15 protein-coding genes are annotated in these 15,624 nt (G+C 70.2%); 3 read left to right on the top strand and 12 right to left on the bottom strand.

Translation table 11 applies throughout. The features are described from left to right. Window positions 1-5 precede the first annotated feature (5 nt). Entirely contained in the window at window positions 6-722 is a 717-nt protein-coding gene (gene sfsA, locus DK427_RS06980; RefSeq protein ID WP_109950625.1) for a DNA/RNA nuclease SfsA, read from the top strand. A gap of 36 nt (window positions 723-758) precedes the next feature. Here the strand turns inward: sfsA and DK427_RS06975 are convergent, their stop codons facing one another. Continuing rightward, window positions 759-1,586, bottom strand: a complete 828-nt coding sequence (locus tag DK427_RS06975; protein ID WP_109950624.1) for an FkbM family methyltransferase — start codon at window positions 1,584-1,586, stop codon at window positions 759-761. Window positions 1,587-1,715: 129 nt separating this feature from the next. On the opposite strand from DK427_RS06975, the gene DK427_RS06970 reads away from it, so the two are divergent. Continuing rightward, window positions 1,716-2,480 (top strand): alpha/beta fold hydrolase, encoded by a 765-nt coding sequence (locus DK427_RS06970; protein ID WP_109950623.1) that lies wholly within the window; start codon window positions 1,716-1,718, stop codon window positions 2,478-2,480. Window positions 2,481-2,604: 124 nt separating this feature from the next. Here the strand turns inward: DK427_RS06970 and DK427_RS06965 are convergent, their stop codons facing one another. From DK427_RS06965 to DK427_RS06935, 7 genes are all read right to left on the bottom strand, one after another. Further along, window positions 2,605-3,480, bottom strand: coding sequence for an RNA polymerase factor sigma-32 (locus DK427_RS06965; RefSeq protein ID WP_109950622.1), 876 nt, complete (start codon window positions 3,478-3,480; stop codon window positions 2,605-2,607). A gap of 342 nt (window positions 3,481-3,822) precedes the next feature. Next, complete coding sequence (locus tag DK427_RS06960) at window positions 3,823-4,419, bottom strand: CarD family transcriptional regulator (RefSeq protein ID WP_109950621.1); 597 nt, start codon at window positions 4,417-4,419, stop codon at window positions 3,823-3,825. Window positions 4,420-4,881: 462 nt separating this feature from the next. After that, window positions 4,882-5,220 carry a ferredoxin FdxA gene (gene fdxA, locus DK427_RS06955; protein ID WP_109950620.1) on the bottom strand — a complete coding sequence of 113 codons (339 nt, stop codon included), beginning with the start codon at window positions 5,218-5,220 and terminating at the stop codon, window positions 4,882-4,884. A 222-nt stretch (window positions 5,221-5,442) separates the two neighbouring features. Continuing rightward, window positions 5,443-5,769, bottom strand: coding sequence for an RNA-binding S4 domain-containing protein (locus tag DK427_RS06950; RefSeq protein WP_109950619.1), 327 nt, complete (start codon window positions 5,767-5,769; stop codon window positions 5,443-5,445). Window positions 5,770-5,811: 42 nt separating this feature from the next. After that, complete coding sequence (locus DK427_RS06945) at window positions 5,812-9,228, bottom strand: helicase-related protein (RefSeq protein WP_204165282.1); 3,417 nt, start codon at window positions 9,226-9,228, stop codon at window positions 5,812-5,814. Window positions 9,229-9,348: 120 nt separating this feature from the next. Then, window positions 9,349-9,657, bottom strand: a complete 309-nt coding sequence (locus DK427_RS06940; protein ID WP_109950617.1) for a hypothetical protein — start codon at window positions 9,655-9,657, stop codon at window positions 9,349-9,351. A 4-nt stretch (window positions 9,658-9,661) separates the two neighbouring features. After that, window positions 9,662-10,591, bottom strand: coding sequence for a DUF3108 domain-containing protein (locus DK427_RS06935; RefSeq protein ID WP_109950616.1), 930 nt, complete (start codon window positions 10,589-10,591; stop codon window positions 9,662-9,664). A gap of 306 nt (window positions 10,592-10,897) precedes the next feature. On the opposite strand from DK427_RS06935, the gene rpmB reads away from it, so the two are divergent. Beyond that, entirely contained in the window at window positions 10,898-11,203 is a 306-nt protein-coding gene (rpmB, locus tag DK427_RS06930; RefSeq protein WP_109950615.1) for a 50S ribosomal protein L28, read from the top strand. 326 nt (window positions 11,204-11,529) lie between these two features. Here rpmB and DK427_RS06925 read toward each other — a convergent pair whose 3' ends face one another. From DK427_RS06925 to DK427_RS06910, 4 genes are all read right to left on the bottom strand, one after another. Further along, a complete protein-coding gene (locus DK427_RS06925) occupies window positions 11,530-11,841 on the bottom strand; it encodes an ETC complex I subunit (protein WP_109950614.1) in 312 nt (103 codons plus the stop codon). 211 nt (window positions 11,842-12,052) lie between these two features. Then, on the bottom strand, window positions 12,053-12,805 hold the full coding sequence (gmtX, locus tag DK427_RS06920; protein ID WP_109950613.1) for a gamma-mobile-trio protein GmtX: 753 nt from the start codon (window positions 12,803-12,805) through the stop codon (window positions 12,053-12,055). Between the two features lie 9 nt (window positions 12,806-12,814). Continuing rightward, window positions 12,815-15,097 (bottom strand): AAA family ATPase, encoded by a 2,283-nt coding sequence (locus DK427_RS06915; protein WP_109950612.1) that lies wholly within the window; start codon window positions 15,095-15,097, stop codon window positions 12,815-12,817. Continuing rightward, the gene (locus tag DK427_RS06910) at window positions 15,094-15,624 is read right to left on the bottom strand and encodes a hypothetical protein (protein WP_109950611.1); all 531 of its coding nucleotides are present in this window, start codon (window positions 15,622-15,624) and stop codon (window positions 15,094-15,096) included. The genes DK427_RS06915 and DK427_RS06910 overlap by 4 nt, the downstream gene beginning before the upstream one ends.

Raw genomic sequence — 15,624 nt, 5'->3', positions numbered from 1 at the left:
GGGGCATGCAGTTCCCCTCCCCCCTCGTCGAGGGCCGGCTGGTGCGGCGCTACAAGCGCTTCCTCGCCGACGTCGCGCTCCCCGACGGCACCGAGCTCACCGCGCACTGCGCCAATCCCGGCGCGATGCTGGGGCTGGCCGTGCCGGGCGCCCGCGTCCTGCTCTCGGTCTCCGACAACCCGGCGCGCAAGCTCCGCCATTCCTGGGAGCTGGTGGAGGCGGACCTGCCGGGCGGCCCGCAATGGGTCGGCATCAACACCGCGCGCCCGAACCACCTCGTCGCCGAGGCCTTCCGCGCGGGCCTCCTGGGGCCGCTCGCGGGCTACGACGCGCTGCGGCCGGAGGTGCGCTACGGAACGGCGAGCCGGGTCGATTTCGTGGCCTCGGGCCCCGGCCGGCCCCTCGCCCATGTCGAGGTGAAGAACTGCCACCTGCTGCGGACGGCGGGCCTCGCCGAGTTTCCGGACTGCGTGGCCGCCCGCAGCGCCCGGCACATGCGCGAGCTGGCGGCGGTCGTGGCGGCGGGCGGGCGCTCCGTGGTGATCGTGGTGGTGCAGATGCGGGCCGACGCCTTCGACGTCGCCCGCGACATCGATCCGGCCTTCGACCGGGCCTTTCGCGAAGCGCGCGCGATGGGCGTCGAGACCTATGCCTACCGCTGCGCGGTGGGCCCGGACGGCGTCCGCATCGCCGAGCCGATCCCGGTGGTGACGCCGCCCTGAGCGCGGCTCCCTTCCCCCTCGGCGGGGGAAGCGGAATCACGCCCGCTCGAACACCACGTTGAGCCGAGTGCGGATCAGTTCGCGGTAGCCATGGGCTTCCAGGAGTCGCGGCAGGTCGAGTTGCCACTGGTCGGTGCCGTTCTCGACGAGGAGCAGCCTGGGCAGCAGCGCCGCCGGAGCCTCGCGCAGATAGGGCTCCAGGATCAGGTCCTCGGCGCCCTCCACGTCGAGCTTCACCGCGTCGATCCGCTCCAGCCCCTCGGCGCGCACGAGGTCGAGCAGCGTCACTGCCGGCACGCGGATCTGCGCGCCCTCGTTGGTGCCCACGATCTTCAGGCTCGATTCGCCGCGGTTGCGCGGATCGATGAACAGCGTCAGTTCGCCCGCCTTGTCGGCCACCGCGCAGGCCACGGCCTTGACCGTGTGGAACGGGTTCTGAGCGATGTTGTAGCTCAGCCGGTCGAACACGTCGGGCTGGGGCTCCACCGCGACGATGCGGGCGGATGGGCCCGCGAAGGCCGCCACGAACAGCGCGTAGGCGCCGATATTGGCGCCGATGTCGAGGAACACGCAGGCGGGGCCGAGGCGTTCGCGCAGCACCGCGCGCTCGGTGGGGTCGAAGAACTGCGGGGTGAAGAGCACCTTCTTCTCGCAGTTGTTGTTGTAGGGGTGCAGGCGCATGCGCGCGCCGTAGCGCTCGACGTCGAGGGGCCGGCCGCCCAGCAGGGAGATCGCGAGGCGGCGCAGGAACAGGGCGACGCGGCGCCCACCCCAGCTCTCGGCCGGGATGCTGGCGGTGCGCCGGGTGATGGCGGCCACGAGGCCGGTCGGGGCGTAGGTGCCGTAGGGCGGGGTGTCGGTCATCGCGCGGCGTGATGACAGCCGAACCGCCCGGCCGCAAGCATCCGCGCCGATCATCCGAGCATTGCGGGCGTGGCCCGCGCCGTTCTAAGCCGGCCCGACGAGAGCCTCAGAGGACGCGGGCGGCACAGGATGCAGAGCTTCGATTCGGACGGCGTGCGGATCGCCTATATCGACGTGCCGCCGGAGAGCGGGACGGGCGCGCCCGTGCTGCTGATCCACGGCTTCGCCTCGAACCACGCGGTGAACTGGGTCAACACGCTCTGGGTGCGGACGCTCACCCAGGCCGGCTACCGAGCGATCGCGCTGGACAACCGCGGCCACGGCGAGAGCGAGAAGCTCTACGACCCCGCCCTCTACGGCTCCGACCAGATGGCGGGCGACGCGGTGCGGCTCCTCGACCATCTCGGCATCGAGCGGGCCGACGTGATGGGCTACTCGATGGGCGCGCGCATCACCGCCTTCCTGGCGCTCGACCACCGCGCCCGCGTGCGCTCCGCGCTGCTGGGGGGCCTGGGGCTGCACCTCGTCGAGGGCCGCGGCCTACCCGCCGGCATCGCCGAGGCGCTGGAGGCGCCGCCCGGCACGCCGGCCCCGAACCCGACGGCCGCGGCCTTCCGCACCTTCGCCGAGCAGACCCGCAGCGACCTGCGGGCGCTCGCCGCCTGCATGCGGGGCTCGCGCCAGACCCTCTCGCGGGCGGAGGTCGCGCAGATCGAGGTGCCGGTGCTGGTCTCCACGGGCACGCTCGATACGGTCTCGGGCTCGGGCCCGGCGCTCGCCGCGCTGCTGCCGGATGCGCGCGCTCTGGAGATCCAGGGCCGCGACCACAGCACCGCGGTCGGCGCCAAGGAGCACCGCGAGGGCGTCCTGGCCTTCCTGGCCGCGCGGGCCTGAGGGAACCCGGCTCCCCGCTCGGGGAGAGGGCGTGACAGGCTTGAAGACACAAGGCCCTGACCGAACGAGAACGGGCTCCGCCTCATCGAGGCGGAGCCCGTCTCATGTCCGGAGCCCGGACGGCTCAGCCTACGTAGGGCACGCCCGTCTCGGCTGGGAATTTCTCGGCCAGCGCCCGCCGGAGCTTCTCCAGGGCGCGGTTCTCGATCTGGCGCACGCGCTCCTTCGAGATGCCGAGCCGGTGGCCGAGCGCCTCAAGCGTCGCCTGATCCTCGGCCAGACGCCGCTCGCGCAGGATGCGCAGCTCGCGCTCGGAGAGCACGCCCAGCGCCTGCTGCAGCCAGCCGAGGCGCCGCTCGCCGTCGACGGCCGCCGAGACCGTCTCGTCGGGGAGTGCCGCGCCGTCAACGAGGAAGTCCATGCGCTCGGAGGAGACCTCGCTGTCCTCACCCACGGGGGCGTTCAGCGACATGTCGGGGCCAGAGAGGCGTGCGTCCATCAGAGCCACGTCCTCGCGCGACACGCCGATGGCGGTGGCGATGCGGCGGTGGATCTCGTCGCCGACGCGCTCCTCGGTCGACTGCATGAGCCGGGCGCGCAGGCGGCGCAGGTTGAAGAACAGCGCCTTCTGGGCCGACGAGGTGCCGCCACGGACGATCGACCAGTTGCGCAGGATGTAGTCCTGGATCGAGGCGCGGATCCACCACGTGGCGTAGGTCGAGAAGCGCACGTCCCGCTCCGGCTCGAAGCGGGCGGCGGCCTCCATCAGGCCGACATGCCCCTCCTGCACCAGGTCGGCCATCGGCAGGCCGTAGTGACGGAAACGCCCCGCCAGGGCGATGACGAGGCGCATATGGGCCGAGATCAGGCGGTGCAGGGCACGCTCGTCGCGGTTCTCCTTCCAGCGGACCGCCAGACCGCGCTCTTCTTCCCGGGCCAGGAAGGGCGCCTCCATCGCGGTGCGAATGAATTGCCGCCGGATACCCGCGATTTCCGCCATCCCCGCCTGCCTCTGTTATCGAGTGCTGATGCGGCGCCGCGCCCATTGAGGCAGCGCGCGCGGCGCCGCCGGGCCGATGCCAGGCATGTCCACAACGGTGTGGTGCGCGCGAAGGTTCCGACGAAAAGGCAGGTTCGGACGGCCGATCGGACGATGATCGGCGACAGGGGCGGCGCGAGCACGCCGGCGGCAGGCCGTCAAGCGACGGGCCTCACCGAAATGTGCTTCGATTCCGGAATGACCAGCCCGAGACGGCGCCGGAGCGCCAAATTTTCGACATGAAAAAGGCCCGGCGCGTCGCGCCGGGCCTCGAAACACGTCGATCCGCTGCGGCGGGATGCCTCAGGCGGCCTCCTCCTGCAGGTCGTCGCCATCCGTCTCGGCGTCGCTCTCGCCCTCGGCCTCTGCCTTGGCACGACGGGGAGACTTGGCGAGGCTCTGCTCAATCAGCTTCAGCGCCTCGGTCTCGGTGATGCGGTTGACCGACGAGATCTCGCGCACGATGCGGTCAAGGGCCGCCTCGTAGAGCTGGCGCTCGCTGTAGGACTGTTCGGGCTGGGCCTCGGAGCGGTAAAGGTCGCGCACCACCTCGGTCACGGAGAGCAGGTCGCCCGAGTTGATCTTCGCCTCGTACTCCTGGGCGCGGCGCGACCACATGGTGCGCTTCACCCGCGCGCGGCCGGTGAGCACGTCGAGGGCCTTCTTCACCACCTCGGGCTCGGAGAGCTTGCGCATGCCGACGCTGTTGGCCTTCGCGGTAGGCACGCGCAGGACCATCTTGTCCTTCTCGAACGAGACGACGAACAGCTCCAGCTTGAAGCCGGCGACCTCCTGCTCCTCGATCGCGGTGATGCGGCCGACGCCGTGAGCCGGGTACACTACGGCCTCGCCGGTCTTGAAACCCTGGCGGCCTGCCGTCGTCTTCTTGGCTGTCGTCATGCGAGAAGGGCCTCCGAACATCGCGCGGGGATTTTTTATGATCCGCGCCGAACCGTTTCACCCGGGGCGGGACACCCGGCTTCGTTCACCGTCCGCCGGCTCGCGCTTGAGGCGCCACGGCAGATCCCAGGTGCGCCGACGACATGCCAGGACAGAGCGGCCGCGAAGGGAACGAACCTTCGACGGTCGGTCGTCTGCAACCTCGATCCAGAGAATCCGGAACTGCGTTTTCAGGGCGCGGAGGAAGCACGTCAGGCACGAGCGACGGCAGGCCCATTGTGTATCACAATCGGCACGCCGAATCAAAGCACTGGCGGCTAACGGACGCGCTGCGGCGGGTCCGTCCGGGGAGTTGTGCACGGTGTCGCGGCGGTGTCGCCCGAGGCCGGCGCAGCCCTGCCGCGCGCGACCCGCATGACCCGGCGGGGATGAATCCCCCGCGCCGGACGATAGCGCCGCGGCTCAGTCGCCCGAGCCGGGATTGGGCGAGAAATGGGCCTCGAACTTGCCGGCCTTACCGTCCCACTCCTTGGCGTCGGACGGAGCGTCCTTCTTCTGGGTGATGTTCGGCCAGGTCTTGGCGTAGTCGGCGTTCAGCTTCAGCCAGGTCTCGAGGTTGCCTTCGGTATCGGGCTTGATCGCCTCGGCCGGGCACTCGGGCTCGCAGACGCCGCAATCGATGCACTCGTCGGGATGGATGACGAGCATGTTCTCGCCTTCGTAGAAGCAGTCCACCGGACAGACCTCCACGCAGTCCATGTACTTGCACTTGATGCAGTTGTCGGTGACGACGTAGGTCATGGGCTGAAATTGGTCCCTGGTCCGCGCGCTCCGCGACAGCGGTGCCGGTGCGCGACGGCGTGTGGCGCGTCTTCTGCCGGACCGGCCGTCGGGCGGCCCAGGCGCGCGCGAATGCTTCTAGAGAGCCCCGAGGGCCCCGTCCGGATGCGTCTAGCGGCTGCCCAGAGGGCTGACAAGCGCGCCGGGCCGTCGCGGTGCGCCCCGGCCGCCCCTGTGACCCGCTTACAATGATTCCAGGGAGGAATCGGGGAACGAGTCGGGGGCGGATTCCCCGGACGCATCGGGCGCCGAGAGATCGGCGTAGAGGCGCCTCGCCTCCGGCGCCGGCCCGCGGCGCTCGCCCAGCGCCAGGATCCGCACGCTCATCGTGGCGTGGGCGGCCGCAACCGTCACCACGTCGCCGACGCAGACGCCCTTGGCGGGCGCCTCCGCGCGTTTCCCGTTGATCCGCACGTGGCCGTCGCCGACGAGGCGCGCGGCCAGAGAGCGCGTCCGGGCGAAGCGCGCGAACCAGAGCCACTTGTCGAGCCTGAGTTGGCCCGCCTTCACGGCACGGTCCCAGGCTTCACCGGACGGAGCCTCCCGCGCGCCTCACCGCTTGTCGCCGCCCCCGGTTTCGAGCTGCGCCTTCAGGGCGGCGAGCTTGGCGAAGGGCGAGTCGGGATCGGGCTGGCGCTCGCGGCGCGGCGGGCGCTGGTCGGGCCGCGGGCCGGCATGGCGCTGGTCCTCGCGGCGGTCGTCGCGCCGCTCGGGACGGCCGCCCTCGAATCGGTCGCGGCGGGGACCGCGCTGCTCGTCGCGCCCGCGCCGCTCGCCTTCGGGCCGGTCGCCGCGGGGCGGCCTGCCGTCCTGGGCGCCTTGCGCACCCTGGCCGCGGTTCTGGTCGGGACGGCGGTTGCCGTAGGGACGCTCGCCCTGACGTTCACCTTGGCGCTGCTCGGAGCCGCCCTCGCGGCCGCGGCCCTGGCCGCCGCGCGGGCGCTGGCGCTGATGGGCCGGGCGCTGGTGGCGCTGCAGGTGCCAGACCTCGACGACGGCCGGCTCGGCAGGCTCCGCCGCCGCATCCTCGGAGGCCGCGGCCTCCGCGGTCTCGGCCGGGGCGCCCTCGTCGGAGGCGGCCGCGTCGGCATCTTCCTCGGCCGCCGCTTCGGCAACGGCTTCGGCAACGGCTTCGGCCGGGGCGCTGTCGGCCTCCGGAGCGGGTGCCTGGGCAGCCGCTTCGGCGGACTCCGCGGCGGCGGGCTCGGCCTCGGCGGCCGGGGCGGGCTCCGCCGGCTCGCTCGCCACGGTCTCGGCATCCGGGTTGTCGGCGGGCGCATCGGCCGGAAGGGTCCCGGCAGCGGGCTCGGAGGTCGTCTCCGAAATCGCGTCGGCGGCCGTGTCGACAGAGGCATCGGCCGCCTCGGACTCAGCGGCGTCCGCGCCGGCCGTCGCCTCGGTGGCGGTCTCGTCCGCATCCTCGGCCTTCGCCGGCACGGGCTGGGCCGGGGTGGTCGCGGCGGCGGGCAGGAGCGGCACGGTGATGGCCGGGCCCGGGCGGCTCTCGGCGACGTAGCCCAGCGACTTCAGGATCGAGGCGAAGTCCTCGCCCGAGCAGCCGACCAGCGAGGTCATGCCGACGGTGGCGACGAAGCCATCGTTGTCGGCGGCCCCCGGGGGTGGGGCGCCCGGCGTGGTGCCGGGGCGGTAGGACACGGCCGGGCGGATCAGGTCGGCCAGCCGCTCCAGGATGTCGACGCGCACCGCGCGCTCGCCGCAGACGCGGAAGCCGGCCGCCCGGTAGAGGCCCTTGGCGATCTCCGGATCGACCTTGATCGAGGTGCGGCCGGAGCCAGCCAGATGCGCGATCTCGTCGAGGCCGCGCTGGTCGAGGCCGCCGTTGCGCAGGGCCCAGAGCTGTGCCGCGAGCGTGCGCGGGGCGGGCTTCAGGAGGGCCGGCAGGAAGATGTGGTAGGCGCCGAAGCGCACCCCGTGGCGGCGCAGCGCCCCGCGACCGTCCTGATCGAGGGTGCGCATCTCGTGCGCGACCTTGGCGCGCTCCAGCACGCCCAAAGCCTCGACCACCTGGTAGCCGATGCCTTTGGCGAGCCCGGTGAGGTCGGCGGCCGTCTCGATCTCCATCAGCGGCCCGAGGAGCCGCACCACGTAGGCGCGCAGCCACGCGTTGAGGCGCACCTCGACCTTCTCGCGGGCGGGGCCGGCGAGGCTCTCGTCGGCGAGCAGCCGGATCTGGGGGCTGAAGAGCTTGTCGCCGGGGGCGAGCTTGGCCACCGGCGCGCCGGTCCAGCGGATGGTGCCGTCGTGCGAGAGCACGAGCGCGGCGTCGGCCGCGGCCGAGAAGCGCTCGGCCCGCGCCTCGATCTCGCCGGAGAGCGCCTTCTCGGCGGCGCTCCTCAGGGTCTTGGCCTCCTGCCCCTCGGCGCTGGCATCCGGCACGAACAGGAATCCGTGCAGGTGGCCGACATGCTGACCCTCGACGGTGACGTCACCGTCGGCGGTGATCTGGGCTTCGAGCATCGTGTTCTCTCTCAGGCGCCGCATCAGGACGCTGGTGCGCCTGTCGACGAAGCGGCTCGCGAGGCGCTCGTGCAGGGCGTCGGACAGCCTGTCCTCTACCCGACGCGTCTCGCCCTGCCAATGTTCTGGGTCGCGCAGCCAATCGGGCCGATTCGCGACGAATGTCCAGGTCCTCCCCTGCGCGATCCGGCGCGAAAGGGTCTCGATGTCGCCGTCGGTCCGGTCGATCATCGCGACGTGCTCGGCGAACCACTCGTCCGGGATGCGGCCGGCCATGCCCCGCATCAGAAAGCGGTAGAGCTGGGCCACGAGATCGGCGTGAGTCTGCGGGTGGACCTTGCGGTAATCCGGCACGCCGCAGACGTCCCAGAGGCGGCGCACCGCGGCCGGGCGGCTCGCCAGGTCCCGGATGTCGTCCTCCTTCATCAGGATCTCGAGCGCCTGCTGGTCCTCGCCCATCGGCGCACGGGTCAGGCCCTGCTCGTGGGGGTGCTCGTCGAGGCTCGCCTGGAGCGCCTCCAGCGAATCGAAGACGAGGTCGGGGTTGCGCCACTGAAGGATGCGCACCGGGTCGAAGTCGTGCGCTTCCAGACGCTCGACCAGTTCCTGCTCGAATGGCGGGCAGCGGCCGGTGGAGCCGAAGGTGCCGTCCGAGGTGTGGCGGCCCGCGCGCCCCGCGATCTGGCCCATCTCGGCGGGCGTCAGCTTGCGGAAGCGGGTGCCGTCGTACTTCCAGTTCGCCGCGAAGGCGACGTGGTCCACGTCGAGGTTGAGGCCCATGCCGACCGCGTCGGTGGCGACGAGGTAGTCCACGTCGCCCGACTGGTAGAGCTCGACCTGGGAGTTGCGGGTGCGCGGCGAGAGGGCGCCCAGCACCACCGCGGCCCCGCCGCGCTGGCGCCGGATCAGCTCGGCGATGGCGTAGACCTCCTCGGCCGAGAAGGCGACGATGGCCGAGCGGCGCGGCAGGCGGCCGATCTTCTTCTCGCCGGCAAACGTCAGCTTCGACAGGCGCGGGCGGGTGGTGGTGTGGACGTTCGGGATCAGCGAGCGGACCAGCGGCTCGACCGTGCCGGAGCCGATCAGCAGGGTCTCCTCGCGCCCGCGCTGGTAGAGCAGCCGGTCGGTGAAGACGTGGCCGCGGTCCATGTCGGCGCCGAGCTGGATCTCGTCGATGGCGACGAACGCCACGTCGAGGTCGCGCGGCATCGCCTCGATGGTGCAGATCCAGTAACGTGGCCGGTCCGGCTTGATCTTCTCCTCGCCGGTGACGAGGGCGACCTTCTCGGGGCCCACCTTGGCGACGACCCGGAGATAGACCTCGCGGGCGAGCAGCCGCAGCGGCAGGCCGATCATGCCCGTCGGGTGCTGGAGCATCCGCTCGATGGCGAGATGCGTCTTGCCGGTGTTGGTGGGCCCCAGCACCGCCGTGACGCCGCGCGCGCGGGCCTGCGGTGGGAGGGAGCGGCGGGACGGCTGGAAGAGGGCCAAGGAGCGGGCGATGTCCCTTCGGCGCGGACGGCCGGTGCGGCGGGCTTGAGGCCACACGCCACGGCGGCGCGGCCCTCGGACGATCCCGTGCGCTGCGCCCGTTGCCGGAGCGCGGAGGGATCAGGGTCCCCGCCGGAACCGATCCTCATATGGGGTGCCGGGTCTCCGCGCGCCACCGTACGGATCCGTCCCGAGGCCCGGCACACCGTAGACGTCCAAGCGCACGTCCGGGCGCGGCCCGTCGAGGTCGGCGCAGAGGGTGTCGGGCACCGCCACCAGCGGCCCGCGGCGGCGCGGCCGGCCCTCCGTCACCTCGGCGGAGGAGTAGGCGTTCCCGCCGCAGGGGCTGCCGGCTTCCAGAGGCTGTGCCGCGGCCGGGAGGCCGGCGAGGAGCAGAAGGGAGGCCGCGGCGGCGGGAACGCGGCGCACGGGTCTATTGCGCGTCGAGGCTCGCGACCGAGCCGGTCTGGGCGGGGCCCGCGCCCTGGGGGGCCGCCTCGGCGACGGCGCCGGCGCGGTTCCAGCGGGTCGCCTCGATGATGTTGGTGCCGACCGTGGTGCGGACCGAGATCCGCAGCGGCACGAGCACCCGCGTGCCCTCGACCGGCGCGAGCCAGACCGACATGTCGCGGTTCTCCTCCATGAAGCGCACGCCCGGCCGGTCGGGCCGGTGGCCGGCGACCGCTTGGTAGCGGGCGTTGCAGACGAGGACCGGGCCGGCATAGCCGGGCTTCCCGACCGAGCGGGTCTCACTGTAGCTCAGCACGACGTTGAACCGGGTTGCGCCGTCGAAGACCGGCAGCGTGCGATTGCAGTTCTCCGGGTCGGTCAGCTCGCCGCGGGCGTGGGCCGGCATCACCAGCGCGCTCACCGGGTCCATGATGCCGCGCTTGTTGGCCGCCGTGATCGGCACCCGGTCCTCCATGTCGAGGAGCGGCGGGATCACCTCGGACTGGGTGACGTTGCCGGAGCGGAGCGCCATGCGCACCGCGATGCCGGCATTCGCCGTTCGGGTGGCGATGGCGAAGGTGTTGGGCTGCGGGCTCGCAGCAAAGGTACCGGACGCTTGGGCCGAGCCCTGGCCGCCCGTGATGGCGCCGACGAGGCCGGTGAGCACCGCCGAGACGTCGGCGCGGTAGCGCGGCCCCTCGAAGGAGCCGGCGAGGCGTGCCGTACCGATCGGCAGGCCCGCGAGATTGATGCCGTAATCGACGGCGAGCGTGGCGGGCGCCGCCCCGCGGTGGCGCCGGGGCGCGGCCTCGGCGATCGCGGCCGCGCCGACGAGGCCCGCGCCGACGACGCCGGAGAGGAGAAACTGCCCGATACGGCGGGCCTGCGCGGTGCGGAGGGCTGGCGCGAACATGGTCCGGTTACGATCCTCGACGCTCGCCCGGACAGGTCCGGCGAGATCCGATTTATCCCCAGCCCATGGTTAACAGACCGTTGGACCCGTGATAGCGCCCGGCAGCCACAGGGGCGGCTTTCCGCGCAGCTTTCCGTGCCCTTCGCCTTGACGGCGGCGGGGCACCTCCCCTATAGGCTCGCGCCTTCTACAGGACTCCGCTGGACCTGGAATCACGCTTGGGCGTGGCCCGCGGCGCGCGCGCCGCTCGGTCATTGAGGTCCGAGTACTGACCGCCCACGGAACGATACGGGATAGATTGAAGCCATGGCGCGCCGCTGCGAACTCACCGGCAAGGCCGTTCAGGTCGGCCACCTCGTGAGCCACTCGAACCGCAAGACCAAGACCCGGTTCCTGCCGAACCTCTGCAACGTCACCCTGCAGTCCGACGCGCTCAACAAGAGCGTCCGCCTGCGCATCACCGCCCACGCGCTGCGCTCGGTCGAGCACCGCGGCGGCCTCGACGCCTTCCTGATCAAGGCCGGCGAGACGGACCTGTCGCAGACGGCCAAGCTGCTGAAGCGTGAGATCCACAAGAAGCTCGCCGAGACCGAGACCCAGGCCGCCGCCTGATCCTCTCCGGCTCCTCGGAGCGCACGAAAAAGCCGCCGCGCGGGTCGCCCCGCCGGCGGCTTTTTCGTGTGTGGATCGGACATGGCGGAGAGCGGCGGCGCCGGAGCGAGGCGGCGCATCGATCCCAAGGGGATCGACCCGATGGTGAGGGGGCTTGTCCGGAAGAGTCCTCTCCGTCGAAGCCCCCTCAATGCCGCTCCGGCTTCGCCTCCGCTTCCTGTCTGCACGACCGAGTGCAGACAGGCCTCTCCCCGCGCGCGGGGAGAGGGGCAACCCGCGGACTCCGGCGCCGAGCTATCCTGAAGGGGGGCGAGGCGTGCTGCGCCTCAATGCGTCCAGGGCGCCGTGCGGTTAAATTTGAAATTGTCGGAGTACGACAGGCCCTTGCGCACGACCGTCTTGTGCGGCTCCTCGACCCGGTAGCTGATGCCGGCGCGGGTGGCGTAGGCCACGGCCTCCTCGCGGGTCTCGAACTCGAGCTTCACCTGCTGGAGCATGTCGCCGGAACTCGTCCAGCCCATCAGCGGGTCGGTCTCGCGCGGGCCGGTCTGGTCGAATTCAAGGATCCAGACCTTGGTACGGGCGAGCCCCGACTGCGACGCTTCTTTCGAGGGCTGGTAGATACGGGCGCTCGGCATGGCGGCTGGGATGGCTCCGGACACGAATGAGAATGGTCGGGGCGATAGGATTCGAACCTACGACCCCCTGGTCCCACTATTAGCCCCGAACGGGGTGTCACATCCAGGGGGTCTTGAGCGAGCTACGGCGGCATTTGGCATCACCGTTCGCTCATTTTCAATCGGCTACACCGCCGCCGCTCGCCCCTGCCCCCCCTTCATACGTCACACCTCACACTCCCGAGGCTAGCTGGGTCAGGACTTGCCTTAGAGCATCAACAAACCCGGGTCGTGCAATCTCGATATCCAACGCGTCGACGAGAGCCCCATGCTCGTTCGCGCGCCACTTCTTCGTGGTCATGTTGCTGTCGCTGATGAAGTGCTCGAGAGCTTCGCGACGCGACCTCGACAGTTTGATGGCTCCGGCCTCGTTCGGCGTCAAAGCCTGGGCCGGCATGCTCAGAGCCGTAGGGATCGGCGGCGCTTCCCGCGCGATCTGGTTCTTCAGGAGGTTCACCTGGTTCCGCAGGCTCGCGCAATCATGCAGCAGAAGCCGGACCTGATTGCGAGCCGACGGATTGTCGATGGCTGCCAGCAGGGCATCCTCTCTGTCTGAGGCTGGCTCAAGCGCAGCCTTCGGTTTCTCGACCTCGCCGGCGAACAGCTCGATGAGCGCTCGGTAATCCGCGCCGTTCGCGTTCCTGATGGTCTGCGTGGTCGGACCGCCACAAGCAGCCGTCCGGTTGCCTACTGTCGCAACGCGGTAATCCGCAGATCGAGCACGGGCTTGGCCAATAAGAACCCATGCAAGGTTTCTGAGCTGGCGGACCTTCGTAGGGCTGGACGTTCGCGAGAGGATCTCGCGGAAGCGCTCGAGTGTCCGCGGGTGGCCAGCAAGGGCACCCTCAGGCTCGAAGGCGTCCGGCACCTGTTCGGTCAGCATAAGATCCGCTGAAGGCTGCGGCAGCTGGAACTCGTTGTCCATCGTCACTCCCTACGCTGCGGTACTCATTGGGGGTCGATTGAGGTCGATGCGCAGGCTGCAGATCCTCCTCTCGTATGCCGGTATGCGACCTAGAGCCGCCGTCAGATCGTCATGTCTGCCGACGAAGACGGCTTGCTCCTCTGCACGGGTGAGCGCCGTGTAGACCCAGGTCGGATCGATCCAATCGCCATCACTGATGGGGATTACGACACGACGCGCTTGGCTACCCTGGGCACGATGCGCGGTGACGGCATAGCCGAGGCTCAGTTCAACGAGCCGCTCGCGCTTGAACAGCAAGTCCCGGTCGACACCTTCGAACCGCGCCGTGAGACTCCGGTCGTCCTCATCGATAGCCACGATCCTCCCCATGGAGCCGTTGCGGAGCCCTCGCTCATAGTCGTTGCGCAGGTGGACAACCGGCTCGCCGACAGCGAACCACTGGTCCAGCCAACCTTTCACACTTCGTGCCTGAGTGCGGCCGACGTGCGCGTCATGAAAGCGCGTGTTCAAGCTCAGCACGGAGCCTGTCCCGCGTACGTTCAGCGCGGCCACTACGAGCAGATCTGCGAACGTGCCGGTCGGGTCCAGGGCATCCACTGCCTCAAGTACGGCTGCGTCGATCTGCTCTCTTCCACACGAGAGCAAGAAGACCCCGGCTGCTGCTCCCGAGAAACGCGGGAGGTTAGGCACGCTCCGGGCTCTCACCGCTGCAGCTACGCGCGGAATTCCGGACGCCTCCGATTGCCGATGGATGGTCGTCAGCGTCGCCGTGATCCGCTCAAGTTCGACCAAGCGGTGGAAGCAGACCCCGAAACTGACCGGCGGGAGCTGGAACGGGTCGCCGACGAGGAGCAGCCGGCACCCCTCCGGCATGGCTTCGAGGATCTGATGCATCTCCCCAAGGCCGATCATGGAAGCCTCGTCGAGAATGAGTAGCGTGCGCTCATCGAGCAGCGGAAGCTCCGCATCGGTGTCAGCCCTGCTCCCGGGCGTCGACCAATGTGTCGCCCCGCCTGATCTCTTCCGGAGGCCGAGCAGAAGGCGATGGATCGTCAGGGCCGGGCGGCAGCCGCTCCGGGCTCTCCCAGTCCCCTCTGTCAGCCGGAGCGCCGCTTTGCCCGAAAGCGCAGCCATCTCGACGCGACCGCCGAGCCCCTCCCATATCTCGACGATGCTGCGGCAAGTGCTCGTCTTGCCTGTCCCGCCCCCGCCGACCAAACAACTCAGTGCGCTCCCGAGGACCTTCCGGACGGCCTCGCGTTGCTCAGGGTGCAGCGATTTTCCTCCGACGGTCCTGGCTGCCAAGCGCATCTCCAGGATCGACGGATCAGGCACCAGGACGGATCCCCGTACCTCGATGCCATGCACCATCCTGTGGAAGCGAGCGGCGATCTCCTCTTCCATCATCGCGCAGCCGGGTGAACGCCAGACGTCACCGCCGTCGATGACAGCGCGGTTTCGGACGGCAGCCGCGACGATGATCTCGGCCATCTCGGACGACGGATTGCAGCCTAGCCGTTCAATGACGGCGCTGACGAAGGCCTGTTTGGGTGCAGCCGTATCGCCCTTGGCCATAATCTTGCGCATCGCGGCGTCAACGGCCCCGACCAGCCTTTCGGGCGCGAGATCGGCATCCGTTCCGGGATCACGGTTCGCCAGGATGCGCCGGCCGACCTTGTCGACCATGCGCCACGGCAGGACGCTGGCGAGGACGTACGGGTTGCCCCGAAGGATCTCCGGGGCATCAGCCCCCATCAAGGATACGATGGTTCGAGCGACTCCGGCATCCTCGATGCCCTGCTCGTCCAACCAGGCCGTAGCCGTGTACTCGCCCACCAGCCTCTGCCAGTTCAGGGTGATGTTGGCAGCGATACGCGCGGCCAGATAGGGCCTCTTCGCGTCCAAGGCTTCCGCGATGTCCTCGACCAGGGCACCTCCGGAGAGGGCCTGGCCTAGATCGCGGCCGTAGCGTTCCGCCAAGCGCCGCGCCCGCACGGGACCGACGCCAGGAAGGGTGCAGAGCCAAGAGACCACCAATGCATCTTTCGGAGGAAGGCGTCGACAGCCAGCCGTGGTCGCATGGAGTTGCCACCCGTAGACGGCATGGCTCCGCCACTCGCCGGCGACCTGCCAAGAGCCTCCGACCTCCAGTTCGATCCCTTGCCCCGTCACCACGACGCGTACGACGTCTCCCTTCGCGAGGCGAAGCGAGAAGATGACGCCGCCCGAGAGATCGCTGAGCACGGATGCAACAACGCCTTCGAGCGTCGCCTCGTGTGCAGCCCCGCTCATCGCACGGGATCCGTGCGCAGGAGTGTCCCTGTGCGCTGGAGGTGCAGCAGCCTGCTTCTGAGACTGGCGTTCTCAGCCTCCAACGCAGCATTCCGTCGGGCAAGGTCGGCGATCTGCGCTCGCGCTTCCAGATGGCCCTCCGCCTGCCGCTTCGCCTCCGAGCGCTCCTCGGCGAGACGACGGCGCACCGCACCGTCCTCGATCTCTCCGAGCGCCCTGCTACCGATGGGCTTGAGGCCCTGTGCTTCTGCGACGATGTTCACGGGACCCGAGAGCTCGGGCTTCGTGAAGAAGTGCTGTTGGTGGCTCTCCAGCACCCGTGTCACCTGGCCGGAAGTCTCTGCCAGGGCAGCTTCGCGGGCAATGAGATCCCGGACGAGCTGGCGCACGTTGACCTTCCCGTCCGGAAGGTGAGGCAAGGTCGGGACCCGCCGGGCCGCTGGCGTCAACTGCCACTCGGCTGCGAGATCGTCGAGGTAGGGCTCCAGCACAGCGAAGATCACCGGGATAATGGAGGGCTGCGCCAT

This window comes from Methylobacterium radiodurans, assembly GCF_003173735.1.
GTDB classification, from domain to species: Bacteria; Pseudomonadota; Alphaproteobacteria; order Rhizobiales; family Beijerinckiaceae; genus Methylobacterium; species Methylobacterium radiodurans.
The sequence above is the reverse complement of the archived record's forward strand: the minus strand, read 5'-3'. Positions and strand labels throughout refer to the sequence as shown.